General features: G+C 67.0%; 20 protein-coding genes. 11 read left to right on the forward strand and 9 right to left on the reverse strand.

The window, feature by feature from the left end; all coding sequences use genetic code 11:
* Positions 1-16: 16 nt before the first annotated feature.
* The gene (locus tag CVN68_RS06315; RefSeq protein ID WP_100281439.1) at positions 17-427 is read right to left on the reverse strand and encodes a hypothetical protein; all 411 of its coding nucleotides are present in this window, start codon (positions 425-427) and stop codon (positions 17-19) included.
* 127 nt (positions 428-554) lie between these two features.
* On the opposite strand from CVN68_RS06315, the gene CVN68_RS06320 reads away from it, so the two are divergent.
* Positions 555-1,139, forward strand: coding sequence for an anthranilate synthase component II (locus CVN68_RS06320; protein WP_100281440.1), 585 nt, complete (start codon positions 555-557; stop codon positions 1,137-1,139).
* 10 nt (positions 1,140-1,149) lie between these two features.
* Here CVN68_RS06320 and CVN68_RS06325 read toward each other — a convergent pair whose 3' ends face one another.
* The 3 genes from CVN68_RS06325 to CVN68_RS06335 form a co-directional block, all read right to left on the reverse strand.
* The gene (locus tag CVN68_RS06325; RefSeq protein WP_158298765.1) at positions 1,150-1,563 is read right to left on the reverse strand and encodes a hypothetical protein; all 414 of its coding nucleotides are present in this window, start codon (positions 1,561-1,563) and stop codon (positions 1,150-1,152) included.
* A 56-nt stretch (positions 1,564-1,619) separates the two neighbouring features.
* A complete protein-coding gene (locus tag CVN68_RS06330; RefSeq protein ID WP_100284249.1) occupies positions 1,620-1,997 on the reverse strand; it encodes a hypothetical protein in 378 nt (125 codons plus the stop codon).
* Positions 1,998-2,080: 83 nt separating this feature from the next.
* The gene (locus tag CVN68_RS06335) at positions 2,081-2,632 is read right to left on the reverse strand and encodes a GbsR/MarR family transcriptional regulator (RefSeq protein ID WP_100281442.1); all 552 of its coding nucleotides are present in this window, start codon (positions 2,630-2,632) and stop codon (positions 2,081-2,083) included.
* Between the two features lie 161 nt (positions 2,633-2,793).
* Between CVN68_RS06335 and CVN68_RS06340 the strand changes: the two genes are divergently transcribed.
* The 7 genes from CVN68_RS06340 (at position 2,794) to lexA (ending at position 8,908) form a co-directional block, all read left to right on the forward strand.
* Positions 2,794-3,489 (forward strand): aspartate/glutamate racemase family protein, encoded by a 696-nt coding sequence (locus tag CVN68_RS06340; protein WP_100281443.1) that lies wholly within the window; start codon positions 2,794-2,796, stop codon positions 3,487-3,489.
* 117 nt (positions 3,490-3,606) lie between these two features.
* Positions 3,607-4,602 (forward strand): anthranilate phosphoribosyltransferase, encoded by a 996-nt coding sequence (gene trpD, locus CVN68_RS06345; RefSeq protein WP_100281444.1) that lies wholly within the window; start codon positions 3,607-3,609, stop codon positions 4,600-4,602.
* Positions 4,599-5,369, forward strand: a complete 771-nt coding sequence (gene trpC, locus CVN68_RS06350; protein WP_100281445.1) for an indole-3-glycerol phosphate synthase TrpC — start codon at positions 4,599-4,601, stop codon at positions 5,367-5,369. Before trpD ends, trpC begins: the two co-directional genes overlap by 4 nt.
* Complete coding sequence (gene moaC / locus CVN68_RS06355; protein ID WP_100281446.1) at positions 5,366-5,833, forward strand: cyclic pyranopterin monophosphate synthase MoaC; 468 nt, start codon at positions 5,366-5,368, stop codon at positions 5,831-5,833. Before trpC ends, moaC begins: the two co-directional genes overlap by 4 nt.
* A 145-nt stretch (positions 5,834-5,978) precedes the next feature.
* On the forward strand, positions 5,979-6,947 hold the full coding sequence (locus tag CVN68_RS06360; RefSeq protein ID WP_100281447.1) for a PilZ domain-containing protein: 969 nt from the start codon (positions 5,979-5,981) through the stop codon (positions 6,945-6,947).
* Between the two features lie 41 nt (positions 6,948-6,988).
* Entirely contained in the window at positions 6,989-8,173 is a 1,185-nt protein-coding gene (locus tag CVN68_RS06365) for a molybdopterin molybdotransferase MoeA (RefSeq protein ID WP_100281448.1), read from the forward strand.
* Positions 8,174-8,230: 57 nt separating this feature from the next.
* Complete coding sequence (lexA, locus tag CVN68_RS06370) at positions 8,231-8,908, forward strand: transcriptional repressor LexA (RefSeq protein WP_100281449.1); 678 nt, start codon at positions 8,231-8,233, stop codon at positions 8,906-8,908.
* Here lexA and CVN68_RS06375 read toward each other — a convergent pair.
* Positions 8,891-11,038 (reverse strand): ComEC/Rec2 family competence protein, encoded by a 2,148-nt coding sequence (locus CVN68_RS06375; RefSeq protein WP_199560223.1) that lies wholly within the window; start codon positions 11,036-11,038, stop codon positions 8,891-8,893. The two genes, lexA and CVN68_RS06375, sit on opposite strands and share 18 nt — an antisense overlap.
* A 79-nt stretch (positions 11,039-11,117) precedes the next feature.
* On the opposite strand from CVN68_RS06375, the gene gltX reads away from it, so the two are divergent.
* Positions 11,118-12,548 (forward strand): glutamate--tRNA ligase, encoded by a 1,431-nt coding sequence (gene gltX, locus CVN68_RS06380; protein WP_100284250.1) that lies wholly within the window; start codon positions 11,118-11,120, stop codon positions 12,546-12,548.
* Between the two features lie 25 nt (positions 12,549-12,573).
* Positions 12,574-13,857: a citrate synthase gene (locus CVN68_RS06385; protein WP_100281450.1), complete on the forward strand. Its 1,284-nt coding sequence runs from the start codon at positions 12,574-12,576 to the stop codon at positions 13,855-13,857.
* 19 nt (positions 13,858-13,876) lie between these two features.
* On the opposite strand, the gene CVN68_RS06390 is transcribed toward CVN68_RS06385, so the two are convergent.
* Together CVN68_RS06390 and CVN68_RS06395 are read right to left on the reverse strand one after the other, a co-directional pair.
* Positions 13,877-14,239, reverse strand: coding sequence for an iron chaperone (locus tag CVN68_RS06390; protein ID WP_100281451.1), 363 nt, complete (start codon positions 14,237-14,239; stop codon positions 13,877-13,879).
* 40 nt (positions 14,240-14,279) lie between these two features.
* Entirely contained in the window at positions 14,280-15,149 is an 870-nt protein-coding gene (locus CVN68_RS06395) for a LysR family transcriptional regulator (protein ID WP_100281452.1), read from the reverse strand.
* A gap of 149 nt (positions 15,150-15,298) precedes the next feature.
* Here CVN68_RS06395 and CVN68_RS06400 point away from each other — a divergent pair, with 149 nt between their 5' ends.
* Positions 15,299-15,634, forward strand: a complete 336-nt coding sequence (locus CVN68_RS06400) for a hypothetical protein (RefSeq protein WP_100281453.1) — start codon at positions 15,299-15,301, stop codon at positions 15,632-15,634.
* Between the two features lie 46 nt (positions 15,635-15,680).
* Here CVN68_RS06400 and CVN68_RS06405 read toward each other — a convergent pair whose 3' ends face one another.
* Entirely contained in the window at positions 15,681-17,078 is a 1,398-nt protein-coding gene (locus CVN68_RS06405; RefSeq protein WP_100281454.1) for a sensor histidine kinase, read from the reverse strand.
* Positions 17,075-18,193: a DUF2336 domain-containing protein gene (locus CVN68_RS06410; protein ID WP_100281455.1), complete on the reverse strand. Its 1,119-nt coding sequence runs from the start codon at positions 18,191-18,193 to the stop codon at positions 17,075-17,077. Before CVN68_RS06410 ends, CVN68_RS06405 begins: the two co-directional genes overlap by 4 nt.
* Positions 18,194-18,197 lie beyond the last annotated feature (4 nt).

Below are 18,197 nucleotides of genomic sequence, written 5' to 3' on the forward strand. Positions count from 1 at the left end.
CGGGAGAGGGAGAAGATTACGGCGCCGTCGCCCGAGCGGCTTTGGCCTTCTGGTCGAGCCGCTCCTGATACCATTGCCGGATCGCCGCCCGGGTGCATCCGGTCTGGCCGCCCGTCCCTACCGGCGAGCAGCTGTTGGGCAGCCCGGCGCGATTGAACTGCTCGACGCTCTCGACGCGATTGGTCCACGCGTTGGAGGTGGGCCCTTCCTTGGGCTGATCGCGGAAGCGCTTCGGGATCCGATACGGGGATTCCCCGGCATTGGCACACACCACGATCTCGTCGGGGCTCTCCGCCTTGGGGCATTGCTCGTCGCCGTAAACCAGGATCGAACGCACGCGCTTGGGCGGCCCCTCGCCCTGGCCACTGTCCTGGGGGACCATGGCGGGGCCGGCGATCAGCGCCGCGAAGAGCAAGGTGGAAAGCATGGATACTCCTTAGACAGCGAACGTGGCCCTCTGCGCGGCCAGCGTTGCCGCCGCACTATGGCCGCGCCAAGGCAATTCTGGGCCAAGGCAATTGTGAGAAAGCGCGAAACGCCTTAACCGGGCCTGCATGATCCTCGTCCTCGACAATTATGACAGCTTCACCTGGAACCTCGTCCATTATCTGATGGAGCTGGGCGCCGAAGTGCAGGTGGTCCGCAACGACGCGCTCACTGCGCGCGACGCGATCGCCAGCAACGCCCGGGCCTTCCTGATCTCGCCGGGTCCATGCACCCCCAACGAGGCGGGGATCAGTCTCGATCTCGTCGCCGCCTGTGCCGAGTTGAACAAGCCGCTGCTTGGGGTTTGCCTCGGCCATCAGGCGATCGGCCAGCATTTCGGCGGCCAGGTGGTGCGCGGAGGGCTGATGCACGGCAAGACCTGCCCGGTCGAGCATGATGGCACGGGGCTGTTCGAGGGCCTCCCCTCGCCCTTCACCGCGACTCGCTATCACTCGCTGATCGTCACCGACATTCCCGACAACCTCATCGTCAACGCCACCGCCGACGATGCCTCGGTGATGGGCTTCCGCCACAAGGAACTGCCGATCCACGGCGTCCAGTTCCATCCCGAGAGCATCGCTACCGAGCATGGCCATGCGATGCTGGCGAACTTCCTGCGGCTGGCAGGAATCGAAGCGAAGGCGCTCGCCTGACCGACCTGCGTCAGGCGTCGGCGATCCCGGCATCGCTCCAGCTGCTCAGCCAGCCGCAAAACACCGAGGTCGCCACCACTGCGAAGCTGAAATTGGCGTCGGTCTCAAACAGCCAGACGCCCACCCCGCCCAAGATGCCACCGGCAAGCGCCCATGCTGTGCGGCTCCGCGCCGGCGCGAACGATCCGCCAAAGGCGAGCATTGCGAGCGCACCGACACCGTTGATCGGCAGCGCTACGATCGTCCCAATCACCATGGCAGGCAAGCACAGCCCGACCAGCAGCAGCACCGATTGCGGCTCGATGACAATCGGCGCCGGCAGTTTCAGATAGAGATCGGCAAGCGCTGCCGTCAGCACAAACACCGGTCCGGCAGCGACCGAGGCCAGGCCGATCCCCGACCAATGATTTCCAGCTCTCGGCATTCTTCAGTCCTCCCGGTTGGAGGGGCGCGGCCACCTGCATGACCGCGCACCATTCGTCATGCGCGCGCCGTCCGCTCGTGCTGGTCGCCCAGCCAGCCGTTCACCTTGCGGCCGAAATGCGCGATCGCGCCCATGTTGAAGAAGTGCATCGCGCCCAGCACGACCACCGCCAGTCCGACCTTGCCGCTCAGGAAGCGGATCGCATCGGGGATGGTGTGCGGCTCGGCACCGAGGCTCAGCGTTAGCGTGATGAAACCGATATTGATGAGGTAGAAGCCGACCACGAGCAGATGGTTGGTCGATTTGGCAAGCCGCTCGTCATGGCTGAAGCATTCGATCAGGAACACCTCGCCATTCTTCGACAGCGTGCGTGCGACCCAGATGGTGACCGCCAGCGTGATCACGAGATAGAGCGCATAGGAAATCTCGATCATGATGCATCCTTTCATTCTGTAATTTCTGTACTTTCAGAAATAAATGTGCGTGCGGGAACGGCTACGGCATCGCTGGCCCCCCATTATTCGCTGCTGCGTTTCTTGCCCGGCGTGACGAAGCGGGCGACCTTGCCCCCCAGCTTCATCAGCGTGACGAGGGTTGGCTTGGGAAGCCCGCGGACCTGGTCGTACCAGCTGCTCAAGGTCGAGATGAATTCGTGCATCCGCGTTATCCGCTCGCGCACATGCGCCGGCGCACTGGTATCGCTCGCCAGTTGCCCGGCAAGCTCGGCGAGCAATGCGACGGTGGGATCGATTTCGCGCCGCTTGCGCTCCGCCGAGATGCGTATCAGCATCTCCCACAGGTCCGTCTCGGCGACGAAATGGTCGCGCCGGTCGCCCTCGACATGCACCCGCCGGACGATGCCATAGCCATGCAATTCCTTGAGCGCGGTCGATACGTTGGATCGTGCAAGCACGAGCTGGTCGACAATGTCGTCGGCCGGCACCGGGTGATCGCTCAGGTACAGCAAGGCATGGACCTGTGCGACCGAGCGGTTCACGCCCCAATGCGTTCCCATTTCCCCCCAGTGAAGGATGAAGGCCCTGGCGGCGGGAAGATCGGTCAGTGGCATATCGTTTCTTTCTGTTATTTCAGAAATAACAGGATCAACCGTCAGGCGCAAGTGCATACCTTCTGTTGCAGAGAGTTGGCGCGATTGCGCCCCTCCGCTAGGCCGCAGCGTTCTGTGCGGCCTTCATCAGGGTCCGCCGATCCCGCTCCGGAGCACACGCAATGCGAATGATAGGCCTGATCGGCGGGATGAGCTGGGAAAGCTCCGCCGAATATTATCGCATCTTGAACCAAGGGGTCCGGGACCGCCTCGGCCCGACGGCGTCGGCGCGTTGCCTGCTCTGGTCGTTCGACTTCTCCGAGATCGAGGCGCTCCAGCACCAGGGCGATTGGCAGGGGCTGATCGCGCGCATGGTCGATGCCGCCCGCCGCCTCGAAGCCGTCGGCGCGGAGATGCTGCTGATCTGCACCAACACCATGCATCGCATGGCGCCCGAGGTTCAGGCAGCCGTGCGCATTCCCTTGCTCCACATCGCCGATCCCACCGCAGAGCGGATCAAGGCCGAAGGCTTCGGCAAGGTCGGGCTGCTCGGCACCGCCTTCACGATGGAGCACGACTTCTACAAGGGCCGGCTTTCCGAACGACACGGCCTCGAGGTGATCGTCCCCCGCGATGCGGACCGCATTACCGTCCACCGGATCATCTATGAGGAACTGGTCGCGGGAAAGGTCATCGCCTCGTCGCGCGACGCCTATCGCGCCGTCATTGCCCGGCTGGTCGAGGACGGGGCCGAGGCGATCATCCTCGGCTGCACCGAGATCATGCTGCTCGTCCGTCCGGAGGACAGCCCGGTGCCGCTCTTCGATACGACCCGGATCCATGCGGAGGCAGCGATCAGCGCAGCACTGAATAGCTGAACCAGCACGGTCAGGGTCGAAAGCAGACTCTCCCAAATCCGCTGGCACAGTCGGACTTGGGCCCGCCCCCATCAGGATTTGCTCGACTCAGCCGCCCGCCCTCGGGATAGAGGCGCGGTGACTGTCTCCACGCTCCTCCCCGACCCCGCTTCGCCACTCGCCCGCGAGAGCGCGGCGCAGGCCTTTGCCGACATTCTCGACGGCAGCGTGCCCGAGGAAGCGATCGAGCAGTTCCTGATCGCGCTCAGCATCCGCGGCGAGACCAGTATCGAGATCGCCGAAGCCGCGCGCGCGATGCGTGATCGGCTGATCCCGATCACCGCGCCCCATGGGGCGATCGACGTCTGCGGCACGGGCGGCGACGGCCACCACACGCTCAACGTCTCGACCGCGGTCAGCCTCGTCGTCGCTGCCTGCGGCGTGCCCGTCGCCAAGCACGGCAATCGCGCCGCATCGTCCAAGGCCGGCGCGGCCGATACGCTCGAGGCTTTGGGCCTCGACCTCGATCGCGCCGCCGCGCGCGCCGAGGAGAGCCTGCGCGAACTCGGCATCGCCTTCCTCTTCGCCCAGCATCACCATCCCGCATTGGCGCGGATCGGCCCCTTGCGCCGCCGCATCGGCCGGCGAACGATCTTCAATTTGATGGGCCCCCTCGCCAATCCGGCGCACGTCACCCGTCAGCTGATCGGCATCGCCCGCCCCGATTACGCGCCGATCTATGCCGAAGCCTTGCTCCAGCTCGGCTCCGAAGCGGCCGCGGTCGTCTCGGGCGAGGAGAATCTCGACGAACTCTCCACCGAAGGCGCCAGCATCGTCGTCAATGTCGGCAGCGCGCGACTGCCGACGCGGATCAGCCCCGAGGACGCCGGCCTTCCCCGTCACCCGCTCGCGGCAATTCGTGGCGGCGATCCGGCCTATAACGCACTCGCGCTCCGCCGCCTGTTGCTCGGCGAGACCGGCGCCTATCGCGACGCGGTGCTGCTCAACGCCGCCGCCGCGTTGATGGTCGCCGGCCGCGCCGACAATCTGGTCGACGGAGTCGAGGAGGCCGCAGAGGCGATCGACGGCGGGCTTGCCAACGGGCTGCTCGATTGCTGGATCGCCTTCGCATGAGCACGATTCTCGACAAGATCCTCGCCACCAAGCGCAGCGAAGTCGCCGCGCGCCGTGCCGCGCCGGCCACGCACGGCGAGCCCTCGCCGCCGCGCGGCTTCAAGGCCGCGCTCGATGCCAAAGTCGCGGCGGGCGGCTATGGGCTGATCGCGGAGATCAAGAAGGCCAGCCCATCCAAAGGCCTGATCCGCTCCGATTTCGATCCCCCGGCACACGCCCGCGCCTATCAGGCGGGCGGCGCCGCCTGCCTGTCGGTGCTCACCGACCAAGAATATTTCCAGGGGCATGAAGACTATCTGATCGCGGCGCGCGCGGCATGCGAGCTGCCGGTGATCCGCAAGGATTTCATGGTCGATCCCTGGCAAGTCGAGGAATCGCGCGGGATCGGCGCCGATGCGATCCTGATCATCGTCGCCGCGCTCGACGATGGCCAGATGGCCGAGATCGAAGCGGCGGCAATCGATCGGAACATGGACGTGCTGGTCGAGGTGCACGACGCAGACGAACTCGAACGCGCGCTCCGCCTCGAGTCGCGGTTGATCGGAGTCAATAATCGCAACCTCAAGACGTTCGAAGTCGATCTTAAGAAAACTTACGAACTTGTCCGCCATGCGCCGAAGGACTGTACCTTCGTCGCCGAATCGGGGCTCACCAGCCGCGCCGATCTCGATGCGATGGCCGAGCATGACATCCGCTGCTTCCTGATCGGCGAGTCGCTGATGCGGCAAGCCGATGTCGAGGCGGCGACGCGGGCGTTGGTCGGATGACCAACCTCACCCATCTCGATGAATCCGGCGCCGCGCACATGGTCGACGTCGCCGGCAAGCCCGTCACCGCGCGCGAGGCTGTCGCCACCGGGCGCATCACCATGTCTCTCGAGGCCGCCGCCGCGATCCGCGCTGGCGCCGTCAAGAAAGGCGACGTCCTCGCGACCGCGCGCATCGCCGGAATCATGGCTGCAAAGAAAACCGCCGAGTTGATCCCGCTCTGCCACCCGCTGCCGCTCACCCGCGTCGCCGTCGATCTCGCCCCCGACGAGACCGGCGTTACTGTCACCGCCACTGCCGCGACCGAAGGCAAGACCGGCGTCGAGATGGAGGCACTCACTGCCGCCAGCGTCGCGCTGCTGACTCTCTACGACATGGCCAAGGCGCTCGATAAGGCCATGATAATCGGTGACATCCGCTTGCTCGCGAAGAAAGGCGGCAAGTCGGGCGACTGGACCGCCTGATCCGCCGGAACGCGGGCATATTGTTGCGCTGGCGCTCGCATCGCTTTTCCCGGACCTGAATTAGGGATTCTACAACCGCGTAAATTAACCCCGCTTTCAGCCCCGCTAATCAAGGTCGCCCGACGACCGGGGTGGAAAATTGGCGATGATTCAAGCACTCAGGTCCGCAACCATTTTCTCGCTGTCGTCCGGGCCGCCGCGCGCCGTGCAGCATCAGCCCGATGCGCATGCCGCGTTCGATGCCGCCTTCCTCGTCGGCGAATCCGAGCGCTTTGCCTGTTCGCTTGGGCGGCTGTCGTCCGCGGGTGCCACGCTCCAGATCCATGCACAGCTCGCCAAAGAGGAACCGCTGCGCCTCGAAATGGCGAGCGGCCAGACCATAAAGGGCAAGATCGACTGGTGCGCGGATGGCGAGATCGGTTTTCTGTTCGACGATCCGATCGACATCATCAGCACGCTTGCGCGCACGCTGGCGAATCTGCCCGCCGAGCGCCGCTCGATGCCGCGGGTCGAGATCCACCAGCTCGTCGCGATCCGCTGCGGCAACAAGGTCGAACACGCCCGCACGCGCAACATCTCCTATGGCGGCGTCGGCATCGACACGAAGCTCGCGCTTGCTGCCGGCGATCCGGTTCACCTGACTTTCGATGCGCTGCGCCCGCTCGACGGCGTTGTTCGCTGGGCGCGGGACGGTCATGCCGGCATCGCCTTCAACGAAGAGCTGGGCTGGCAGACGCTGATGCCGTGGCTGCGCCATGCCCAGCGCGCGCAGACCAGCGCCACCCCCGCCGCTCCGGCGCCCACGCCGCTCAACCCCGAGAGCGCAGGCATGATCCCCGACAAGCACGCGATCCGCCTCGATGCGCCGGCCAGCATCCGCGAAGGCGTGCGCTGGTGGAATGCGCGGGTCCGCGGCCTCACCGCGCATCTCGTCGAGCTGGAGACCCGCGCCATATTCGCTCCCGGCGCTCAGCTCTGGGTGTCGCTCCCCGAGATCGGCGGCGCACCGGCCAATGTGATCGAGACGGTGCACAATCGCATCCTCTGCGAGTTCCGCCTGCCGCTGCGCCCGCGCGAGTTGAGCCTCGTCTCCGCGAGCCAGACCCCGCGTTGAGCCCTTGCGCCGGGCGCGCTTCCCGGCACAAGGCTGACGCGATGACCACGCTCCTCCCCCTCGCCCAGGCCTGGTCGCGCCTGCGCGCGCTGACCACCCCGCTGGCGATCGAACGCGTCCCGCTCGCCTTGGCAGCCGGCCGCTGGGCAGCGGAGGACATTCACGCCCGGCGAACCCAGCCGAGCGCCGACCTCTCGGCGATGGACGGCTATGCGATTCGCTTCGCCGACCTGCCCGGCCCGTGGCGGGTAATCGGCGAGAGCGCGGCCGGGCGCGGCTTCGCGGGCGAGACGAATGCCGGCGACTCGGTCCGCATCTTCACCGGCGCCCCGCTGCCCGCGGGCACCGACACGATATTGATTCAGGAAGAGGCGAGTCGCGAAGGCGACACTCTCCGCCTCGCTGGCGAAGGCCCGCCCAATTCAGGGCGCAACGTCCGCCGCCGCGGCCTCGACTTTTCGGAAGGCGACTTGCTCATCCGCGCGGGCGAGCGCCTCACCCCCGCCCGCCTCGCACTCGCCGGCACCGCGGGCCATGGCGAACTCGCGGTGCGCCGCAAGGTACGCGTCGCCATCGCTGCAACCGGGGACGAACTGGTCGCGCCGGGCGCGCCGGTGGGTGAAGCCCAGCTCCCCGAGACCAACCGCTTGATGCTCGCGGCACAGCTCGCCGACCTGCCGGTCGATCTGATCGATCTCGGCATCTTGCCCGATCGCCAGGAGGCGCTGAAAGAGGCCTTCCGCGCCGTCAATGCCGATCTGCTGGTCACCAGCGGAGGTGCGTCGGTGGGGGATCACGATCTCGTCCGTCCCGCGCTCGAGGCCGCCGGCGCCAAGATCGATTTCTGGCGGATCGCGCTCCGCCCCGGCAAGCCGATGATGGCGGGCACACTCGGGGATACGATCGTGCTCGGTCTGCCCGGCAACCCGGTCTCAGCCTTCGTCACGGCCTTGCTCTTCGTCCGCCCGCTCATCGCGCACCTCGCCGGCGCCGCCGATCCGCTGCCCCGCACGCGCACCGCGACGCTCGGGGAACCGCTCGCCGCCAATGGCGAACGCACCGATTATCTGCGCGCCGAACTCCGCGACGGTCGCGTCCTCGCCTCGACGCTTCAGGACAGCGCGATGCTCCAGGCGCTCGCCCGCGCGTCGTGCCTGATCGCCCGCGAGCCCCATGCTCCGGCCGCACAGACGGGCGAAGCGGTGGAAATCCTCGACCTGGCTTGACAAGCCACCGGAACATTGCATAAACGTTCCTTGTCTGTTCTGGACAGGAGGATCTGGATGCTCACGCGCAAGCAGCACGAGCTCATCTGCTTTATTGCCGATCGGTTGGCCGAGACCGGCGTTTCACCTTCGTTCGAGGAAATGAAGGAAGCGCTCGATCTCAAGTCCAAGTCGGGCGTGCACCGGCTGATAAGCGCGCTCGAGGAACGCGAGTTCATCCGCCGCCTGCCCAATCGCGCCCGCGCGCTCGAAGTGCTGCGCGTGCCCGAACGCGGTGGCGAGGCGAAGAAGCCCGTCGCGGCCAAAGTTGACAAATCGAGCTCGACTCCCGCAACTTTGCCCAGCCCGGCCAACGACGTGGTCGAGATCCCGCTCCATGGCCGTATCGCCGCGGGTACGCCGATAGAGGCGCTCGAAGGCTCGACCATGCTTCCCGTCCCCGCCGCCTTGCTCGGCGCGGGCGAGCATTATGCGCTCGAGGTGGCTGGAGATTCGATGGTCGAAGCGGGCATTCTCGACGGCGACTATGCGCTGATCCGCCGCACCGAGACGGCGCGCGACGGCGAGATCATCGTCGCGCTGATCGACGATGCCGAGGCGACGCTCAAATATTTCCGCAAGGAAGGCGCGATGATCAGGCTCGATCCGGCGAATCGCGATTACAGTGCCCAGCGCTACCGCCCCGATCAGGTGCGCGTGCAGGGCAAGCTCGCGGGGCTATTGCGGCGCTATTGATCGACCGGGCGCCCGTTGCGCGCTGCCGGGCGCAGTGAAGGGCGGTTGTACGGTCAATGGATCCAGCCACGGGTGCGATCCGCCGCCGCGGACGGTTCGAACCTTGGTGTCGGCGAGGGTGATTGCCACCCCGCCGGTCTTCGCCAGCGTATCGCGGTCGAGCTTCAACCATTGCGGCGAGCAGCCGGGCGGCAGGCGACGCTCGCTCACCACGACGTCGGCGGTCCGGCACGCCGCGATCATCTCACGCCACGGCACCAGATAGCCACTTCGTGTGGCGAGGACTCGCCAGCGCCGCGCGCCTGCCGGAACTTCGACCATGCACAGATCGGGGCTGCATCGCGCGCCCGGCACCTCGGAGAGCAGGAGGAGCTGATCCTCCTCCGCGCCGCTATTCTCGCCGAGCATCGCGCGGGTATAGTCCCCCGCACGATCGCGCAGCAGCGCCATTTCGCCGTTCACCATCCGAATCGCCAGATGGCGGCCGTCGCCGGTGACAAGCAGGTCGGGCGGCGGCGTTAGCAACGCCCAGCCCAGCCCGATCGCGAACGGCAACGCGCCCGCCCAGCGGACGCGAGTGCGCCACAAGGCGATCCACAGCCCTCCCGCCACGATCAGCGCATAGGCGCCTCCCGGCATCGCCGGCAGTGCCGCCACCGCGCCCGGCGCGGACGCCGTCACGTGCGCCAGCCACAACAACAGATCGAGCGCGCGCGCCGTGAGCCACCAGACCGGCGCACCGATCCCTGCAACGTCCAGCGCCAGCGCCAGCGCCTCAAGCGGCATGATCACGAAGGTGGTCAGCGGGATCGCCACGATATTGGCGAGCGCGCCGTAGACGCCGGCTTTGTGGAAGTGGAACAGCCCGATCGGCATCAGCGCCAGCTCGACTGCCACGCCGGTGAGCAACAGCGAGCCCAGCCCGCGCAGCAATCGCCGCCCGCGCCCCTCCTCGCGCCGCTTGAACCAGCCGCGCACCCGCGGACTCTCGTGCAGCGCGACGATCGCCGTTACCGCGGCAAAGCTCAGCTGGAAGCTCGGACCGGCCAACGCCTCCGGCCAGAGCAGCAGCACGACGAACGCACCCGCCGCCACCAGCCGCAGCGTGATCGCCTCACGCCCGAGACTGAGCGCGAGCAGAACTAGCAACGCCGCCGCGCACGAGCGGATCGTCGGCACCTCGGCGCCCGTCAGCAGCGTGTATCCCACCGCCGCCAATGCCCCCGCTCCTGCCGCCACCAGCGGCAATCGCCAGCGCAAGGCGAGTGTCTGGCTCAATGCCAGCAGCCGCAGCACCAATAGCATCGCCGCGGCAGTGACGGCGGTGACGTGCAGCCCGCTCACCGAGAGCAGATGCGCGAGGCCGGAGCGCCGCATCGCCTCCGAATCCTCCTCGGCGATCGCCCCCTGGTCGCCGGTTGCGAGCGCGCTGGCGATCCCGCCACCGCTGCCCGCGATCCGCGACTGAATATGGCTGGAAAGTCGCGTCCGCAGGTCCGCGCCAGGGATGTCCGCAGGCGCGACGATCTCGACAGGCGCGAATCCTTTCCCCGTTGCGCCCAACCGGGCGAACCACGCGACGCGCTCGAAATCATAAGCCCCGGGCACCGCCGCCGCGGGCGGGGGCATCAGCCGCGCGCGCAGCCGGATCACCGCACCGCGCGCGATTTCCGCCGCCGCATCAGCAGTAGCGAGATTGACGCGTATTCGCGGCGGAAGATCGGCATGTCCGAGCGGCGCCAGCGTCACGCGCACCATGTCGCGCGCGGGCAATTGCTCGACTCGTTCGACCCGCGCCGTGACAACGACCACTGCCGGCCGTGCGAGGACCGGCGCGGCAACCCGTTCGCTCCGCCACCAGATCAGCGCGCAGCCCGCGGCCAGCATAATCCCCGCAATCGCCACCACCCGCGGCGCCCTGCCCCCACCGGGAAGCGCTATCGCCACCAATCCCAGCGCGAGTCCGCCGAACGTGAATCCGATCCATCGCGCCGCATCGGGCAACAGGAACCACGCTGTGATCCCCGCCCCCAGCATCACCGGGAGCCACAGCACCAACTGCTCGCGCTCGGCCTCCAGCCAACCCTCGATGCGGGAAATGCCATGGCGAAGCGCCGCCCTCGCCCCCATTTGAAGGGCGGGCAACCCCGTGCTAGGGGCCTCGGCGGCTGAGCTGGCCATCGATTTTCAAGTCTGGGAGCACGCGCGGTTGAGCGCAACAACGGAAACCGGCGCCGGCAAGGCCGTCGTCACGCGCTTCGCGCCTTCGCCTACCGGGTACCTCCATATCGGGGGCGCGCGCACGGCGTTGTTCAACCTGCTGTTCGCCCGTCATCATGGCGGGAAGTTCCTGCTGCGCATCGAAGATACCGACCGCGCGCGCTCGACCGAGTCGGCGATCGCGGCAATTCTCGACGGGATGCGCTGGCTCGGGCTCGATTGGGACGGCGACGAGGTCTACCAATTCTCGCGCGCGGCGCGGCATGCCGAGGTCGCCCAGGAGATGCTGGCCAATGGCCACGCCTATAAATGCTTCGCTACCGCCGAGGAGCTTGAGGCGATGCGCGCCGAACAGCGCGCCAACAAACAGCCGTTGCGCTATGACGGTCGCTGGCGCGACCGCGACGCGAGCGAAGCCCCCGAAAGCGCCCCCTTCGTCGTTCGTCTGAAGGCGCCGCGCCAAGGCAGCGTCACGATCCAGGATCAGGTCCAGGGCGCGGTCACCGTCAACAACAGCGAGCTCGACGATATGGTCCTGCTCCGCTCGGACGGCACGCCAACCTATATGCTCGCAGTGGTAGTCGACGATCACGACATGGGCGTCACCCATGTCATCCGCGGCGACGATCACCTCAACAACGCTTTCCGCCAGCTGCCGATCTATCGCGCGATGGGCTGGGAAGAGCCGACCTACGCGCACATTCCGCTGATCCACGGCGCGGACGGCGCCAAGCTCTCCAAACGCCACGGTGCGTTGGGCGTCGACGCCTATCGCGACGAGCTCGGCCTGCTGCCCGAAGCGGTGTCGAACTATCTGCTTCGCCTCGGCTGGGGGCATGGCGACGACGAGATCATCAGCCGCGAGCAGGCAGTCGAATGGTTCGATCTGGCCGGCGTCGGCAAGAGCCCCTCGCGCTTCGACTTGAAGAAGCTCGAGAATCTCAACGGTCATTATATCCGCTCGACCGACGATTCGCGCCTCGCCGAACTGGTGGCCAAGCGCCTGCCCTTCCAACTTTCGGAAGCGCAATCGACGCTGCTCGAAGCGGCAATGCCCTCGCTCAAGCCACGCGCCGCAAATCTCAACGAGATAGCCGACGGTGCGATGTTCCTTTTCCGGACCCGTCCGCTCGATATGGACGAAGGCGCCAGAGCTTTGCTGGAGGGCGATGCCCTCGCGCTTCTTGCTGCGGTGCACACCGCGCTTGACGCGGCCGGAAGCTGGGATACGGAAGCGCTCGAAGCGGCGGTACGCACCGTCGCCGACGATGCGGGGGTCAAGCTCGGCGCCGTCGCGCAACCTTTGCGCGCGGCTTTGGTCGGGCGACGAACCTCTCCGGGCATCTTCGACGTTCTGGCGTTGCTGGGGCGGGAGGAGAGCTTGGCCCGTATCGCCGATCAAATGACCAAGCCCGCCTGATCCGGGCCAGACAAGGACGACGTGTATGAGCGATACCGCGAAGCTTCAGGTTCCGGGTAAGGAAGTCGAATACCCGATCCTCACGGGCAGCGTCGGCCCCGACGTCGTCGATATCCGCAAGCTCTATGCCCAGACCGGCAAATTCACCTACGATCCCGGCTTCACCTCCACCGCGTCGTGCGAATCGGGCCTGACCTATATCGACGGCGACGAGGGCATCCTGCTCCATCGCGGCTATCCGATCGGCCAACTCGCCGAGCAGTCCAGCTTCATGGAAGTCGCCTACCTCCTGCTGAACGGCGAGTTGCCGGGCGCGGAAGAGCTCACCAAATTCAACACCACGATCACCCGCCACACGATGCTGCACGAGCAGCTCGCGACCTTTTATCGCGGCTTCCGTCGCGATGCGCATCCCATGGCGGTGATGTGCGGCGTCGCCGGCGCGCTCTCGGCCTTCTATCATGATTCAACCGACATTACCGATCCGAAGCAGCGCATGATCGCGTCGCACCGGCTGATCGCCAAGATGCCGACAATCGCGGCGATGGCGTACAAGTACAGCGTCGGCCAGCCGTTCCTCTATCCCGACAATCGCCTGTCCTATACCGGCAACTTCCTGCGGATGACCTTCGGCGTCCCCGCCGAGGAATATGTCGTCAACCCGGTGGTGGAAAAGGCGCTCGACCGCATCTTCATCCTCCACGCCGATCACGAGCAGAACGCCTCGACCTCGACCGTGCGCCTCGCCGGCTCGTCGGGCGCCAACCCCTTCGCATGCATCGCCGCGGGCATCGCCTGCCTCTGGGGCCCGGCGCATGGCGGCGCCAACGAAGCGGCGCTCAACATGCTTCATGAGATCGGTCGTCCCGAGCGGATCCCGGAATTCATCGCGCGTGCCAAGGACAAGAACGATCCGTTCCGCCTCATGGGCTTCGGCCACCGCGTCTACAAGAATTACGATCCGCGCGCGACGGTGATGCAGAAGACCGTGCGCGAAGTGTTCAAGGAATTGAACGTCTCGGACCCGGTGTTCGAGGTCGCGATTCAGCTAGAAGAAATGGCGCTCAAGGACCCGTATTTCATCGAGAAGAAGCTGTTTCCCAACGTCGATTTCTATTCGGGCGTGATCCTCTCGGCGATCGGCTTCCCGACAACGATGTTCACGGCATTGTTCGCGCTCGCCCGTACCGTCGGCTGGGTCGCACAGTGGAACGAAATGATCTCGGACCCCGAGCAGAAGATCGGTCGTCCGCGCCAGCTCTATACCGGCCCCACCCAGCGCGATTACGTTCCCGTCGACCAGCGCTGAGGCGAACGCATCCGCTCCGTCATCCCGGACCCGGGGTGATGGAGCGAGCCTGCGCCTGTGCAATTTCCATTACCAGATCCTCGGGCAACGGTTCGGCGTAGAGAAACTGGACCGTGTCTTTTTTTGCCCGATACCGCCCCAACCGGGCTTCGAAATCGGTGTCGCCGCGATAGACCGGATAGACGCCCAGATGCTTCTGCCAGACAGCGCAATATAGGAACGACCGGCCGCCGAGCTGGAAGGCGGGCATGTCGTATTTGATTGCCTCCTTCAGGCCGGGCGCCGCGGCGCGAACGATCGCGCGGAGTCGCTCTGCATAATCTCGGCCCGGCCCCGCCTGTGCGGCGAGATAGGCGTCCACGCTTTCGAATTGGCCCGTCATGGCCTAAATATGCCGAGGCCGTCCCGACGGCGCAATCGGCTCAGTGCCCCGCCTCCGCGGCGACCCACGTCTGAAACGCCATCATTGCCGGGCTCGGTACGCGCGACTTGAGCCAGGTCAGCCAATAGCGCCCGGTCGCCACTTCCACCGCGAACGGCCGCACCAGCGATCCGTCATCAATCGCCCGGCCCAGCATCGACGCGGGCGCAAGCGCCACGCCGGCGCCCTGCATCGCCGCCTCTGCCATCGCCAGCGACGAATCGAATACCGGCCCCTTCAGCGTCGGTGCCACGACGCCCGCCGCCTCGAACCAGCGCTGCCACTCGTCGGCGCGGTAGGAACGCAACAGCGGCTCGGCGAGCAGATCGCACGGATTTGCAAGTCTCCGCGCCAGCGCCGGGGTGCAGAGCGGGGTCAGCGGCGCCTCCATTAGCGCTACCGTCTCGGTCGCGTGCCACGCGCCGTCGCCGAAGCGGATCGCAAGATCGAGCCCCTCGCCCGCCAGATCGACTCGATTATTGTTGGTGAACAGCCGCAAATCGACTCGAGGATGCGCCGCACGAAATGCCGGCAGCCGCGGCAGCAGCCAGCCGGTAGCGAAGGTCCCCACCGCCGCCACCGAGAGCAATTGCGTCGCCTCGCCGCTGGCGATCCCTTCGACCAGTTCGGCGATGCGATCAAAGCTCTCCGCCAGCGCCGGCTGGAGCGCCAGCCCCTCGTCGGTCAAGGCCAGGCCCCGTGGCAACCGGCGAAACAGCTGTACCCCCAGCCGTAGTTCGAGTGCCTTGACCTGATGGCTGACCGCTGCCTGCGTCACGCACAATTCGATCGCGGCGCGGGTGAAGGAAAGGTGCCGCGCCGACGCCTCGAACGCGCGTAGGGCATTGAGCGGCAAGTGCGGGCGGACCATCGCAAAGCCATAAGCACTTCTAATGCCGCCGGCCAGCTTCCGCCCTGTGGGGCGTCGAATCTGTACCGGAGACTACAACTCGATTCAGCAACGGGAAGCCTCGCCCCGCTTAGTCTCTCCTCACTGCGGAACAAACCAGGAGAGCCAAGATGAGGATTGCCAAGATCATCGCCGCCGCCGTGCTCGCGTTCACGGGGATAGCCGGCACCACCACTGCCGCCAGTGCGGCTCCGATTGCCGTCGTCGGTGCCAGCGCGGTCGCGCAGGACTATGGCTACGGCGATCGCAACGACCGCCGCTATCGGGAAGACCGGCGCTATCGCGGAGACCGCAATCGCTGGGACCGCCGCGACCGCCGCGATCGCCACTGGGACCGCGGACGTGGCTACGATCGCGGGCGCTATTATCGCGGCCACCGCGCACGCCGGGTCTGCTGGAACGAATGGCGCCGCGGCCACCGCGTGACGGTCTGCCGCCGCCGCTAGGAAGACCGGGCGCCTGCCGAATGGTGGGCGCCCAATCCCTTTTACGTCACTCCCGCCAGGGCAGCGAGAACAGGAACCGCGCGCCCATGCCCGGCGCGCTGTCGACAGTCAGGTCGCCGCCCATCGCTCGCGCCAGCCGCCGTGCGATGTAGAGCCCGAGGCCAGACCCGCCCGGCTCGCTGTCGTCGACCCGGCCGAACTTTTCGAAAATCCGTTCCTGGTCCTCGGGCGCGATGCCCTTGCCCTGATCGGCGACGATAACGCAGCCTTTGTCGCCGTCGCGCTCGAGTCGGATCCAGACCATGGCGCCGGGGGGGGAATAGCGCACGGCGTTGCCGATCAGGTTGACCAGCACCTGCAGCGCGCGGCGGAATTCGCCGGTTACGGGCAAGTGTTCGTCCATCGGTGGCTTGTCGATCCGCACTTCGGATTGCGCCGCGCGCACCCCGAGTAGCCCCGACGCCCGCCGCGCCACGTCGGCGAGGTCGATCGGCTCGAGCCCGATCGCGAAATCGTCGCGCTCGATCGCCTGCAGGTCGACGAGATCCTCGACCAGCCCGAGCAGGTGCCGCCCGGCATTGGCGATGTCGCTGGCATATTCGGCATAATCGGCCTTGAGCGGCCCATCCAGCTGCGCACTGATGCTGTCGGCATTGGCGATGATCTTGCCCAGCGGACCGCGCAGCGCGCGATCCAGCCGCTGACTGAACGAATCGGGAAAGCCGCCAAACGCCGCCGCGGGCGCCGGCAGCGGTGCGTCGGGGCCGGGTTCGCCCGGCAGTGGCGCCTCGAGCATGTGCGTCGCGCCGACGAAGCCGGCAAAGCGCCCGCCGGGATCGCTGCGTGGCGTCGCAGCCAGCCGCGCCATCCGCCCCGTGCCGCGGATCTCGGCCTTCTGGCCATCGAACTGCGCCTGCGCCGCCACCGCGTCGAGAATCGGCAGATTGCCGCTCTCGTCCTGCTCGAGCCGGAACAGCCGGGTCAGCGGCTGGCCGAGCATCGCGCTCGAATCGAAACCATAGCGATCGCCCGCCTCGATCGAGAGGAAGGTGATGCGCAGCGACGCGTCGGTCTCCCACAGCCAGTCGGCCGCCGAACGGAAGAAGTCGCCCTCGCGCTCGAACTCGCTCGCGGTCGCACGCCACGCCGGACGTTGGCGCCAGCCGCTCACTTCGAGCCGCACCCCGCCGTCCTCTGGCTCGGCGCGCACCCAAAGATCGAGATCGTCCTCACCGTCCGCCGCAACGACGTTACGCGAGATCGCGATGCCGAGCCGCTGGGCGAGCCGCGCCAGCGTGGCGATCTGCGGCACCGCCAGCGGCGCGCCGGGCTCCCCGCCGGCCCGCTGGTTGAGTTCGGACAGCCGCGGCTCGGCGTCGATCAGACGCCCCTCGCGATCGAGTCGCCCGCAAGCGACGGGAAGTGCGCGATCGAGTGCGTTCATGCCGCGGCCCTCGTGACGGCCAGCGCCAGCATCGCTGCGCGATAATCGGGATCGAGCCGCAGCGGCGCGATCGCCGCACGCGCATCGTCGACGGGGATGGCGAGGATCGCATCGAGCCGGTCGGCAAAACGCTCGACATCGCGGCGCGGATCGGCCTCGCACAGTGCGAACCCAATCTGGGCGACCGTCTCACGGTCGAGATCGAGCGCGCGGAGCGCCAGCCACAGCCGGTCGGTGGTGGAATCGAGCACGATCTCGCGCGCGAGCGGATAGCCGACGCCCAATCCGTGCGCGAACAGCGCGATGAACAACACCATGCGCCGGTCACCCAGCGCCTCGACGAGCAGCTGCGGCAATTCGCCGGCGGGGGCGTCGATCGCCGCGGCGAAGCGCATCGCGGCCGCTTCGAGCCGGCCGCCCTCGTCATAGGAAGCGAGGCTGCGCTGGGCCGCATCCGAAAGCGCGCGGTCGAGCAGCGGCAGCGCGCCATCGGCGACCTCGCCGATGCGTTCGCGCAGCGCCGCTGCGACCCACCAGACCAGTCGGTGGTGCAGCTCGGCGGGCAGATCGGTGTAGGTGAGCTGTGCCACATCGGGACCGCCACGCCGCCGACTTTCGGCGACCAGCACCGCCATCGCGCCGCTGGCGAGCGCGCGATCGGGATCCTGGACGAATCGGTTGACGAGGCTCGGTCGCCGCGGATCGTCCGGAGCATTCATCGGCAGCGCTGCCGCGATCGCGTCCTGCCGCACCCGCGCCATCAATTCGGCCATCAGCGCAGAGTCGCGCAGCAGCCCCGAAAGGAACAATCGCTCGAACACCCCCGCCTCGGTCCGCAACACCGATGCAGCCAGGCGGCTTTCGCCGCGCGAACTCAGCAATTGCGCGCCATGTTCGCGGATATCGGCCTCTATCGTATCGATCAGCGCGCGCAGCAGCAGCGCCAGCGCAACGCGCGTCCGCTCATCGAGTCGTGCCTCGTCGGGAAGGAAGAAATCCTCGATCGCCACTGCCAGTCCGTGCGGGACGCGCGCCTCCACAGCCGTCGCGGAGGCGAGCAGCGGGGTGGCGCCGCCATTGGCGCCGGGGTTTGTGTCGACGGGGTTATCCGACATCGGC

The sequence above is a fragment of the Sphingomonas psychrotolerans genome, assembly GCF_002796605.1.
GTDB lineage: Bacteria > Pseudomonadota > Alphaproteobacteria > Sphingomonadales > Sphingomonadaceae > Sphingomonas > Sphingomonas psychrotolerans.